We start from the raw sequence: 12,645 nt of genomic DNA, 5'->3' as shown, positions 1-12,645 counted from the left end.
ACCGAAATCTAATATTTATTTTACCAATGTTCTCACGAGTTTATCCACATTAAGGTTGAGTCCCTCGACCCACATTATCGGTTCTCCATCCTCAAGAAGCAATATCGATGGTAATTGCTTGTATCTAAGCACCTTTTTAAGGTCTTTATCGGTGCCAACGAATATTCTCCCGGAAAGCCCGTTTTGTTCGCAGAACTTTTCGGCAGATTGAGCATCATTTGTAGCAACAAAGAGAAGCATCGGAATCCCTTGAATCGAAGCGAGTCGTTTCATAGTAGAAATGGAGCTTTCATGCTCAATGTCAAAAAATGCGAGTAATTTCCTTCCGGTTTTCCAATCGCTACCTAACGGTTTGCCATGGATGTCCACTATCATCGTATCTGAAATTTTCTTGAACCTGTGGATCACAAGGTCTCCGGGTTTTATCATGTTTATCGGTGGCATCCCGAGTTCGGCTTTTACGAATGTCGTCTCGCCCACCTTAACCGAAAACGGCTTTACTCTAACGAACGGTGCGCCGAAACCATTCCGCCAACCAGTTATTATAGCATAGTCGCCGGTCGGAACATCCTTAAACACGACGAACGAATCCACCGTGTCTTTCGGCGGGGTTAGGTCGGAAATTCTTCCATCAATTACTTTTACGATGCAGAAATTTTCGTAATAGTCAACATCAGTGCGCGGTTTGCCATCCTCAAGGAAAATCGCCCTAACGAATCCAGTTTCTCTTTCTTTTTGTTCCTCTTTTGGCGCTATATCTATCCTGTGCCAGTCCTTCCCGTCATAGTACTCACATGCTCTGTAATCCCAGCTTATTCGTGCTGGAATACCAAGGACTCTCATAGCAGCCACAGCTACCCCAAGCCTCTCCGCTCGACCGCCTGTCCTCGCCCGCAACACTTCAGCAGGATTCATCATGCCACCGAAGTAGTCCTTGTCGTAGAGTGTATCAAGCTTTTTGGTTATGAATGTCCTAATTTTCGCAGCACATTCGTCCACAGGCAGTTCGGCGAGTTTACTAAACTTCTCCCAGACAGCATCGTGCCAATCGGCAAAGTCCTCAAACAAAACCCTTGGATTTGCCACATAATCCCAGAACAACGAATCCTCTGTGAATCCGCGCTTCTCAAAAAGCTTTTTCCGTTCATTAACATGAGACCATAGCGTCTCCCAGCCCAAGGAATCGAGCAGCAAAAGGTCCTTCTTTGCCATGGATTCCCAAAGTTTTAGCACCTCCTCTCGTTCGTTTTGGTGGGCATCCCAGAATTTCATAAGTTGACAGCGGTTTCCACGGGCATCGTTCATTATTCTGAGAAACCGCGCCTCAACCGTGGAATCGGGCAGTCTCGCGAGGACTTTTTTGCAGACGGCTCTAAGGTGTTCCTGCCGTAAGTTATGCTTCAACTTTGATGTTTCCGGTGGTTTGTATGTCGTATCCCGCTTCCGCTCGACCGGTTTCCTGACATGCAACCAGAACATCGTATCTGGAAGGCTTATTCGCTCAAGCTTTAATTTCACAGTATCAACATTGTTCCCCTCAGTAAACCTAAGAATTCGATAGTCCCACACTGAATCTTTCCCCGCTGAGACGAAAAGGTCAGCTTTGCCGACAACAAAATGAGCCATGCCATTTCCATCCGTGTAGTGGTGAGATACAGCTCTTAATGAGGAATAGTTATAAACCGAAATCCAGACATCAATGCTTTCAGCAGGCGTGCCATCTTCATTTTCAACGGTGACCCACAAGCCCGTTGTATCAGAATAATTCGGCGTCAAATTTAAAATCGTGAATCCATCTCCTTTGTAATATATCGGTGCATCGGCGGAATCAAGCACACCCCACGCAACGCCTTTTATTACCGCTGCTCTTTTTGATGGTCCAGCAAACCAAGTATCATTAAGGGGGGTCATCTCGGCACCGCCAAGAAAATACCATTTATCACCAGTCCAAACCTCAACCCATGCATGATTACTGTTGGTGAACGGCCAATAAGGTGTGTAGGTTCCTCTTACGGGTATACACATCGTTCTACATGCCTTAATAAAGAGTATCGCCATCTCCTCACACCTACCTATTCCGCGCTTTATAGTTTGCTCCGCTGTCTGGTCCCATCGCGAGGTAGGTTCGTACTTCATCATTTCATACGCCCATTCGTTAAGTCTCAGCACTGCATCCTTGATATTCTCGCAATCCCTCACCCGCTCCAATAGCTCACGCCAGTGATTTTTCCTGAAATACTCAAGAGGTTCCTGAGAAACCCTATATGGAAGCACATAGTGGAAAAAGTAATTATCAGGAATTTTTCTTCCCCAAGGCAGCGAATCGCGAACAACTTTTAACGCTTTAAGGTCCGCGATAAACGAGTCCGCATTCAGAGAGACGAGGTCAATGGTGGGCATGTACTTAATTAGCGAATCAACCCACTCAGCAAGCTCACCTTCAGCCTCTTTCAAAAGCCTTTTTACCTCTGGATTCCTCTTTTTTGCCTGCTTTATCGTTATCGCTCTGCCAAAAGAAGACACAGTAATCCCAACGATAAGCAAAAAAATAAATGCCCGCTTCACAATGCCCCTCCTTTCATAGACCAAATAAAATATTATAATATCATTGTCACGCTCACAACATTATTAATTAATTCCTTACCTTCTCTGCCACAAAGTAATACTTGAATCCCTACCCACAGTTGGATATTCGACCCACCATGTTTTGATAGGCGTGTATAACGAGTCCACGCCAAGTGTCTTGGGGTCGTAGCATTCAAAAGTAAGAAAATAATTATGCGGAATTTTAAGTGCCAAAATAGGGTTTGCACCGCCTTCGGGCACCAGCGCTTCACTGGTCAGTATTCCCCAGATATCCCTGACAACAAGCTTTGGCGCGTAAAACCCCACAGCACCTATATCATGGACGAGAATTCTCGTTCCCGCTGGCAAATTTTCCCCGCACCAGCGCGCAGAACTAACCTGAAGCCCTGAAATTTTGTGCATGTCAAGCGCTATGGAAAACCCAGCACCGTAAACGCAAAGAAACATTGCGATGAAGAGAATCCCGGTAAAAACCAACAATTTATCCCTCAGAAGAACGAGTAAAAAAGCAGAAAAACTTGCTAATGCTACTACACTCCATAATTCTGGAAAGTATGACCAGCCAAAAAGAATGTTTTTCCCTGGCATCATTATCTTTCCGCCAAGAACGGCATCAGATAGCCAGGGTGCCCAGAACCGCCACAAAAAGAACGCAGCCAAACTTATCAAAGCGAGGCTTAACGCAATGGCTCTGTATCTGAATTTTTGTAATCCTACTGCTGCAACAAATACCATGAGCGGGAAAACCCACGCTATGTATCGTCCCCATTGATATGCACTTGGCGTTATGAGGATTCCGCGAAAGACTATGTAAAGGAGTGCTATTAATATTAATTGCCTCATTTTTTTTATATTTTTTCGCACGATGTAGCAGATTCCAACAATTGCGAAAAGCGCCATAGGTGGTATATACGGGTAAAACGCTCCAAGCGCAGATACCACAGACCTTACGGGGTAGAAGAAAATCGACAAACATATTTCTCGCAAATTACCAGTCCTTAGCGCCCAAATAAGTCCCTCATCGGAAACTTTGGCGTAAAATGTCTCAGGAGCAGGTTTACCCCAAAGCAGAATGTGAAACATTGCAAAAGCGGCAATTGGTATCAATCCCACAAGTGATTTGAGTTTGTGATTCCTCGGAACAGCGAACAACCAGAACAAAACAAATAAAAGTCCATAATCGGGCCTCGCCCACACAGAAACTCCAAGAATCGAGGAAATCAATGCGTAATCAGGTTTTTTGCTTACGAACATGGCAAGTGCGCTCCACACGAGGATAACTGAAAGCATCGTCTCCATCCCCGACAAAGCGGCGTAAACGATGGATGGCGTGCAAGCTACAAGCATGGATGTAATCAAAGCAAGACTTCTATCTGCAACCACGAAGAGAGCGAATCGATAAATTATTACCCCTAACAAAACGAAAAGAACTCCATTGACGATTAAGGCAGCCCAAAATCCATTTAAACCGAAGGCATACGGTAGTGAAAGCGCAAAAACCCACAATGGAGCGGTCTCTGCCGTGGCACGCTCACCGATGTTGAATTCCCAGAAATGTCCTCTGACCAAATTCCTTGCGTAAACGGCGTGAATAAAAGCATCGTCAAGGGGGAAGGTTAAGGTGGTGATATTTTTAACCCAAGCAATAACGAGTATTAATAGAGAAACGAAGAAAAGTAATACAACGCAGGTTAAAAAGCTTTTTCGGTCGCTCATTTTACTCCCGAATTATTTTGTTCGGCTCCTTTTTCCTCTCGCTCCCCCAGACAGCAAAAAGAATTCCGCCTACCATACCAGCTATAAGCGAGTAAGCAAAGAACGACAACGAAACGAGAAGCCCCTTGCCCTTGGTTTCGCCGAAAAGTTGAAAGAAATACGCAAAGCTCGCCTCACGAACTCCAAGTGCATTAAGAGATATAGGCAGCAGACTTATCACCCACACCAGCGGCACAGTATGGTAATAAACCATAATCGGCAAACTCGAGCCAGCAGCCTTAGCCGTGAAAACCAAAACGGTAATCAACGCTCCCTGATACGCCACGGACGCAATGAAACCAAGAAAAAGAATCCGCCCGTGGTGACGATAGCTCCTTAAAGTTGCGACAAAGTTTGAGACCTTTTCTCCAAGTCGCCAGGGAAGGAAACTCAAAATCTTTGATACTGCTTTCTCAGTTTTTACTATTAGGAAGAAAACAGTTGCACCCCAAAGCACGACACCGACAATAACGCTGAAATATGCAGTGGCGGGCTCGAATCGCACGAAAGGTAGCGCAAAAAGGGATATAGATATAGTCGCAAGTATTCCTGCAACGCGCTCGGCAACCACAGACGAATAAGCTTTCGACATATCACCGAGCATCTTGCCAGCAATATATCCCCTGACGACATCTCCACCAACGCCTGAGGGCAAAAAATTATTGAAAAAATAGCCAACAAAATAAAGCCCAACAAGCTTTATGTATGGCACTTTTCCGAAAGGTTTCAGAAATATTGACCACCGCCAACCACCTATGAGAATCGTTGCGCAAAATAGAACAGCAAAAACGGGAAAGAGTTGCATGGGAAATCGCCTGATGTTGGCGATAAACTCAACGAGGTCGATTCTTGTTATGAGGAAGTAAATTAATCCAGCGCTAACCAACGCTTTAATGGTAGTAAGAAGCGTGTTCTTCGTGGTCTGGTTCACGGCAACCTCGCTTTTACCTCTAAAAGACACAACCCGTGAGGTGGGGCATTTCTGAATTCGGAAACTCTGACCCTCTCGTAAAGCATTTTTCTAAAATCAGTATCACTAATCTGTTTACCACAAACCGCCACCATTGACCCTACAAGCGAACGAACCATTTTATGCAAAAATCTGTCGCCGAAGATGAAAAATTGCAATTCGTCCTCAAATTCACGCCAGTATGCCTCAAATATCGTGCACCTCGGATTCTCTGGAAGGTCTTTTTGGATCGAAAAAACGCGGAAGTCATGCTCGCCAAGAATTGATTCGGCAAGATTATTAAGCAAATCGATATCCAATTCTCCCTCATACCACCAGCCAAAGCGAGCCTCAAGAGCCTTCTTCCTTTTGAAAATCCTGTAACGATAAATTTTGCCCTCACAATCGAATCGGGCGTTAAAAGTTTTTTCGGTCACAATAGAATCCCATACAGCTATATCGGCTGGAAGCATTTTGTTAAGCCGTCGCATGAGGTCTTTGGGTTCATATCGCTTAGGGGCAACGAAAGAAACGACCTGATCAATAGCGTGAACTCCTCTATCAGTCCGTGACGCACCAACAGTTTTTATTTCTTTTCCGAAAAGCTTTCTCAAACTTTGCTCAATAACCCCCTGAACAGTTGGCACATTAGGTTGCTTCTGCCAGCCGAAATATTCCGTGCCATCGTAACTGATTCGCAGGATGTGGGTAAGCTCATTCATCGCAAAACAAAATAACCAAAAATTCATTTCTTAACAAGTTTTGCTACCAAAACAGGCGAAAGGGGACCCAGTCCAAGCGGTTTGGTCAAATATGCGCAATATTCCACAGTCAATCCACATTGACCAGCTATCTTGCGCAACATCTTGGGCGATAAGGTGTTAGCAGAAAGTTCGTAGAATTTTTTCCCGGAAAAAAGAGATTTTACACAGAGAATTAAATTTTTAAGCGAGGTTTTATTAAGTGCAACGATTATAATCTCTTTTGCGCAATGCGCGGATTCACAAAGCGCTGCCTTCGGGTCGTCCATAAACTCAAGAGATGTGATGAATAGCGCGATATCAAAGGAATCTTTACTGAACGGCAGGCTGGCTGAATCGGCACGAACAAGTTTTCCCGAAAGTGAGGGTTTAAGGCTCGCAAATCTTAACATTTCCTCATCCACATCCACGCCGAATACCTTATATCCCAACGATGAAAGCTTCTCTGCGAAAAAACCCGTGCCGCATCCGATATCAAGCAAAAGTTTTCGCCCACTTACAAGATAAACTACTGCATCAAGCTCCTTTTTGGCTATTCTGCTCCCATAGCGTGTGTAATACCACTTCTCGTATTCCTCAGGTTTTCCCCGAAAGGTTTTCATTGCCTTTTATCACAGGTTCGTAATAATCGAGCGCATCAACGACATAGGCGAGATACTCATAAACTATACTATCCCCGACAGCCAACGCTTGTGCGGCGGCATCAAATATTTCGGCGCGAGTAGCCCCGGCAAGAAGACACAACTTAACATGCTTGTATATACAAAGTTCACAATGCGACGCCAGAACGATTGCAAACTGTATTAATTCTTTATATTTTTCTGGGATAGCTGATGGTTGCTTAGCCTGCCGCCAGAAGTTAAGAAACGATTCTATAACCTCAGGGCTTTCTCTTCTGAACTTCCGAAGTTTTTTGTCAATCATTTTCTGCTTGTTGTGCGCACTTTCTGCAAGAGGTGCTTCCTCCTCCATTCTCGTCCTCCTTTGAGTCAATAACATTAGCCCTAATAATGTCGGGTTCGGTTCATGTCGCAACAAAAAACTGCAAGTAATATTAAATTTAACCCATCAAAATAAAAAGCCCCCTGCCTTAAGACAGGGGGCCAAAACAGCTCCAGCTTTCCGCAAGCAATTACTTGACCATCATCATCTTCATCGTCCTTGTGACTTTGCCCGCAGTAAGCTTGTACAGATACACACCACTCGGAACCTCTTCGCCGCTATCATCGGTGCCATCCCAGACGAGCGTGTGCATACCCATATTGAACTCGCCGCTCGCCAGCGTCCTCACTCGCTTACCGTCTATGGTGTAAACCTCAAGCTTGACATCGGACTTTTCGGGCAGATAGAACGATATCTTGGTCGCCGCATTGAATGGGTTAGGATTGTTCTGGAACAGCGATACAGTCTTCGGGAGCTTGGCAACACCGGAGCCGAGATGAGTCGCGCCAACCGATATGGTAAATGTCCTCGGACCAGTGTAGGTGAATGTGTAGCTCGTCGTGGTTCTCATGTTGATTGTTGTTCCAGAAGCAAGGTCGGATAGTGTGAACGAATAGCCAGAATAGATGTCATTAATTCCCATGGATGCATCAATCGAGCTCGGTGTATGATGGGCTGGCCAGCTTATAGTGACGCTGGAACCAACAGTGAATCCAGAAATCTGGAATGTCCATGTCTTGGATGTGCTGCTGGTCATAAGTGCCTTAATATCCCTGTTGAGATTTGTCGAACCCAGGACGAAGTAAGCTTTGTCGCCCGAAGGACCAATGCTCGGGAACGATGGCGGGACAACAGCGTCATATGTAGCATCGAGCCCATCGGAAGCACCAGAGTGAACACCGAAGTAGTTCCAGTAATCGCTTACTGAGCCAGAGTTAACCGAAAGTCTTAGCAGGAACGACGGTAGGAGGTCATTAGTTTCAGCAACCTCTTCTTCCTTGGGATGCGTCATATTCTTATTGTTTATCGGAAGCACTCCAGTAGCACCAGGAAGAACTCTCACGAAGAATCCCTTGTATGGGTCGATGAATCTCGGAGCACCACCGGGCATACCCGGCGAATAGAACGCGAAGCCACCAGTGGTGGACCATGTATAGTAGGTGTTGTCAAGTCCGGTGAACGCCGGGTCGTTGACCACAGCATCCCAATCCACCTCTGTGTTAACCGGGTTACCAACGAGATGCCAGCCAGGTCTCGTGGATGTTGCGGAGTAATTGAGGTTCATCGTGAACGGCGAGTAGTAAGGAGTTCCAGTGATGTCATAAGGAACCTCGTCGTGCACATATGACCAAAGGAGATAACCTCTTCCGCGCTCGAAGCCTGTAGGCACATAATATGTTCCAGTATTAGCGTCCCAAGCGTAAATCTGTGAGCTTGCTGCATCAGTAGAGAACGGAACAATATCATCGGAAAGCTGCATGTAAACATTGTTCGGCACCGCATTAACAGGGCAGGATATAAGGTTCCAGCCGTACTCAACATAAGGCGAAACATTAAGCCTTATCCTGTAAAGCACCGGTATATTCGAATGCTCGAAGTAAAGCGCAAGGTAGAATGTGTATTGACCAGGAACTGTCACGGGCGAGGATGTTATGTAAACCTTAACGCAGCTATTACCAGGAATTGTTAACGAATCCGGCGAGAACTTAACACCAGGCGGTATCGAACCGTGTCTTGTATCGAACGCATATGCCCACTGATTCTCATTGCATACTACCCAGAATCTTCCGTTAGCATCAACATCCGCGCCATCATGACTGTTACCAACAGGTGCATGAGTGTTGTTGAATCTCGTTATAACGGAGTCAAAAGGCGGATAGAACTCGATTATCTCGTTCTGTGGGTTGCGGCAAGCAATCCAGACCGTTCTGGTTGTCGGGTTGAATCCGAGACCAGCCATACCATTATTTATTGTACCACCAGCAGTAATCGCAGATGCCATATTCCAGGAAGCGATTATAGCACCTGGTGTAGGCCAGCTCTTACCAGCAACCTTGTACAGAATGTGCTCATACCAGTCACCCATGTAGAACACATCTTCAGCAGGGTCGTAGGCAAGACCAGTCTTTATATTATAATTCCAAACTCCATAGGGGTCGACAATCGAGTCTTCTATCTCACCAGTATTGGGGTTCCATGCGTAAATGTTATTCCGTCTGGTATAATAGCCAGCGACTTTGCATTGCCAGATATATCTTCCATCATACGCCATATCACCAGGATAAGGCAGATAACTTGACCCACTTGGTGGCGGCATCCAATTAGCCTGCCAGACCACACCAGTCGGAGTCTTGGTCGCAGGATTGAACTCAACATTCTGGTGCATAAATGTGTGGTAAATGCTGCTCACCCAGTATCTGTAGTTAGTGAACCAGCCTACAGCACCGAATCCCCACGGCATATTAACAGTGGGCACGAGCAGATACATGGAGTCAACGCAGTCGCCAGCAGCCATAGTAGCAGCTACTCTCGGAAGTTCAGTAGGCTGAGCATCGGCAACATCGAGATTCTCGGCTTTGAATACCGTTTCATACTTCTTTATATACTGCTCAAGTTCAGATATGGACTGGAATCTGTAAACCTTGTTGGAAACTGCAACTGTATTAGAATTATTTGCACTTCTGAGGAATGTTCCGCCGGAAGTAGGACCTGATGAGGCATAAGGCCAAATCTCAGCATAAACCGGATGGTCGTATGGATTGCAAATCTCGAAATAAACTGTATCCCATCTTCCATACATTGTGTAATCCTCAAGTCCGCCGTAAAGTGTAAAGCCATCGTATGTTGATGTCGAAGTATCAGTCTCAGGACCGAACTGCGGACGAGAAAGCGGTATGTAAATCGGACCGAATGTATCCTGCTTAGCAATAATAGCCCACTCGTAATTTGTTACATAACCAGCCTTTGACGCGAAGACTCGATAATACCCAACATTAAGACCACATATAATGAATGCTCCAACAGAGTTCGTTGTAGTATGTTTATTCTGCAGGAACACAGTGGCATTCGGTATCACTGAGTATGTCTCGGCATCATATACATAACCTCTAACGCAGCCCTCGATAACCTCAGGCACGGGGAAGTCACCGACAAGCCTGACATCATCTATGTACCAGCCAGGATACCAGTTCACTGAATAGTCCGTATGAAGCACCCACATGATATCGGTTAATACTCCTCTATATGGCATCAGGTCTATGTGAACTTGACGCCAACTACGGAACGAGCCACTGTATGATTCGTTACCTGGGGGATTCGGCAAGGGGAATCCAGACCACCAGCAACTACGATTGTAGGTTGGTGAATCCGGACGCAGGAGGAACCAAGTGGAACCATTATCAGTTGAGCCGAATATAGAACCACCATCCCAATAAGACTCCGTATACAACCAACTCCAGAAATACAGTTCCTCGATGTAGTCTGCGATATCTGCAACATGGAATGTAAGCGTCCACCACGCGTGATTACTGTAGTTACCGCTCAAGTTAGTTCCCCAGCACTTGCTTCCTGAATGAGCAGAACCAGGACCGGATGTCGGCACACCCCACTGCCAACCAGGTGTTCCACCAGAGGCAACAAACCCGCCATCGTCATCCTCGAAGTCGAATTCCTGAATACCTGGATACAAGTTTATAGTATCGACCAATGTAGTTTCACCAGCCACGACCTCGAACAACCTCGAAGCGTTGGTAACGAAGCTTCGCTTGGAAGCCATTGTAGCATATATGCCAGGGAGAACTGGTCCGAAGAAGTAATAGCCAAAGTAGTTAGTAGTAGTAGTGAATGGAGTGCTAAGGAGACTAACGGTAACGCCTGAATTATCGGATATTCCAACCAAATTAACATATCCCTCAACATAGCCTACTGGAACGCCCGTAAGAGTAAAGTTCCTTATTACTGTGTCGCCAGCGCCCACACTGACTGCAAAGGCTGTGTCAGTTGTCCAAGCTAAGCCGTGGCTTGCAGCAACATCGTATGTGCCTGGCATGACAAACAGCTTATATGAACCATCGGGGTCAGTATAGTAAACGGCGGGCACATCGCCACCCAATGCTATAACTTTTGAACCCGCCATGTTAGTAGCTCCGACAAGTGTGACCGTGCCTTTAATCACACCAAAGTTAGCGAGTTTCCCTGATACCTCAATATCATCAACCGCCCAACCATAATCGTTATTGATATTATCCGAGCCGAAATGCCACATGAACTTAACCTGTGTATAACCTGTCTCATCAGTTATATCGAAGGCAGCAAATTTCCAGTCCGATGAACCAGTAAAGCACAGTTCACCAGCAGGACCCTTTGACCAGAATGAAAGCGTATCATCATATGTGTCATTAGATGGATATATTACATAGAATGAATCGCCATCATCGATTGACGCCTTGACATTACCGCCATCGTAACCCTGACGGTATGAGCCAACCTCATGATACCAGTGCCAGAAGCTTAGGAATGCGGGGCTATCCACATAAGCCATATTGAGCCTTGGTGTTATCAACTTACAATCGGAGTCATAACCATAGTTGCCATCAAGAACAGTAGCCCAGCACCTATCTCCGCTATGTGCACCGCCCGGACCAGCAGTGGGTGTACCCCACTCCCAGCAGCCCATAGGCGGTTCAGCTTCGAGGTTACCATCGTTATCCTCAAAGTCGCTCTTGTAAAGCGTCACATACGGCAGCTTGTCGAGGTATAACTCGACCACCTCAGTATCAGACCTTGAGGAGATAACAATATTTGTTTCTGTGTCCGCAGTCCAATGGTAATCCTTGTATGCCCACACATAGTAAGTATCGAATGGTGCTTTAAAATCTATTAAACCTATAGAGTCGGTTGTAGCGTCGTAATTGACGATGCCGCCGCCAACATGCACCATAACACCACTATGATTCCTCTCACCACCGACATGAACCTTCACTCTTATAACTCCGTAATCGAGTGTTCTTGTGTTTATTGATACATCATCTATGTACCAGCCGGGCCACCAACTCCAAATATAATCTGAATGGAGTACCCACATAATATCGGTTAATGTTCCTCTATACGGCAGTAGGTCTATATGCACTTGTCGCCAACTGCGGAATGAACCGCTATATGAATTATTGCCGGAAGGACGCGGCAGGGGGAATCCAGACCACCAGCAATTATAATTATAGGTTGGCGAATCTGGACGCAGGAGGAACCAAGTAACACCATTGTCGGTTGAGCCGAACACAGAACCACCGTCAAAATAAGACTCCGTATATAACCAACTCCAGAAATAAAGTTCATTAATGCTGCTCGAAATACTTGCAACACTTAATTTAAGCTCCCACCAACAATGGTCACTGTAGTTACCGCTCAAATTGGTTCCCCAGCACTTGCTTCCCGAATGAGCAGAACCAGGACCAGAGGTGGGCACACCCCATTGCCAACCAGGTGTTCCACCAGAAGCAACGAAACCTCCATTATTCTCCTCAAAATCAAAGGATAACAGTGGAACAACCAGGTATTCCCGAAGTGAAAGGTCAACATATACTGTCTCGTGCAAGCCAACAGCGACATTAAGTGAGCTATCTTGGCTCCAATCATCATTGTAGTAAGCGTAAA

The 12,645-nt window shown here is 45.8% G+C and carries 7 protein-coding genes; all 7 read right to left on the bottom strand.

The genetic code is table 11. From position 1 onward, the window contains the following. Positions 1-15 precede the first annotated feature (15 nt). Entirely contained in the window at positions 16-2,565 is a 2,550-nt protein-coding gene (locus tag J7J62_08955; protein MCD6125281.1) for a hypothetical protein, read from the bottom strand. 75 nt (positions 2,566-2,640) lie between these two features. Next, entirely contained in the window at positions 2,641-4,302 is a 1,662-nt protein-coding gene (locus tag J7J62_08950) for a hypothetical protein (GenBank protein MCD6125280.1), read from the bottom strand. A 1-nt stretch (position 4,303) separates the two neighbouring features. After that, positions 4,304-5,272, bottom strand: a complete 969-nt coding sequence (locus J7J62_08945; protein ID MCD6125279.1) for a flippase-like domain-containing protein — start codon at positions 5,270-5,272, stop codon at positions 4,304-4,306. Next, positions 5,269-6,012 carry a tRNA pseudouridine(38-40) synthase TruA gene (gene truA, locus J7J62_08940; protein MCD6125278.1) on the bottom strand — a complete coding sequence of 248 codons (744 nt, stop codon included), beginning with the start codon at positions 6,010-6,012 and terminating at the stop codon, positions 5,269-5,271. The genes J7J62_08945 and truA overlap by 4 nt, the downstream gene beginning before the upstream one ends. 23 nt (positions 6,013-6,035) lie before the next feature. Further along, on the bottom strand, positions 6,036-6,653 hold the full coding sequence (locus tag J7J62_08935; GenBank protein ID MCD6125277.1) for a methyltransferase domain-containing protein: 618 nt from the start codon (positions 6,651-6,653) through the stop codon (positions 6,036-6,038). Beyond that, positions 6,628-7,023 carry a carboxymuconolactone decarboxylase family protein gene (locus J7J62_08930; GenBank protein ID MCD6125276.1) on the bottom strand — a complete coding sequence of 132 codons (396 nt, stop codon included), beginning with the start codon at positions 7,021-7,023 and terminating at the stop codon, positions 6,628-6,630. Before J7J62_08930 ends, J7J62_08935 begins: the two co-directional genes overlap by 26 nt. A gap of 160 nt (positions 7,024-7,183) precedes the next feature. Then, a partial coding sequence (locus J7J62_08925; GenBank protein MCD6125275.1) for a T9SS type A sorting domain-containing protein occupies positions 7,184-12,645 on the bottom strand: 5,462 nt, incomplete at its 5' end.

Source organism: bacterium, from assembly GCA_021159335.1.
Taxonomy (GTDB): domain Bacteria; phylum UBP14; class UBA6098; order B30-G16; family B30-G16; genus JAGGRZ01.
Note: the sequence above shows the minus strand (reverse complement) of the source record. Positions and strands in the feature narration are given on the sequence as shown.

What these genes read in the sequence shown, in the direction of transcription:
- J7J62_08930 (MCD6125276.1), bottom strand. Translation starts at nt 7,023, where the DNA reads ATGGAGGAGGAAGCACCTCTTGCAGAAAGTGCGCACAACAAGCAGAAA.
- J7J62_08935 (MCD6125277.1), bottom strand. Translation starts at nt 6,653, where the DNA reads ATGAAAACCTTTCGGGGAAAACCTGAGGAATACGAGAAGTGGTATTAC.
- truA (MCD6125278.1), bottom strand. Translation starts at nt 6,012, where the DNA reads ATGAATGAGCTTACCCACATCCTGCGAATCAGTTACGATGGCACGGAA.
- J7J62_08950 (MCD6125280.1), bottom strand. Translation starts at nt 4,302, where the DNA reads ATGAGCGACCGAAAAAGCTTTTTAACCTGCGTTGTATTACTTTTCTTC.